The 265-nt window shown below is 72.5% G+C and carries 1 protein-coding gene; it reads left to right on the plus strand.

Going from position 1 to position 265, the window contains the following annotated elements:
- The coding region (locus tag F2P45_RS35260) for a hypothetical protein (RefSeq protein WP_166882770.1) at positions 1-265 on the plus strand (265 nt) is incomplete at both ends.

Below are 265 nucleotides of genomic sequence, written 5' to 3' on the forward strand. Positions count from 1 at the left end.
CCGCAAGAGCGCAGCACGGCGCGCAGCCTGCCGGCGCCGGTGTCGTTCGACGCCGACGACCAGGCGCTGCTGAACCAGGTGATCGGCTACTACCACGAGACCCTGGCGCAGTCGCCGGAGGCGCTGGCCTACCTGAAGGCGCGCGGGCTGGACCACCCCGAGCTGATCGCGCGCTTCAAGCTGGGCTACGCGAACCGCACCCTGGGCCTGCGCCTGCCGACGCGCGATCGCCAGGCCGGGTCCGACATCCGCAGCCGCCTGCAAA

Source organism: Massilia mucilaginosa (genome assembly GCF_011682145.1).
In the GTDB taxonomy this organism is placed as follows: Bacteria; Pseudomonadota; Gammaproteobacteria; order Burkholderiales; family Burkholderiaceae_D; genus Telluria_A; species Telluria_A mucilaginosa.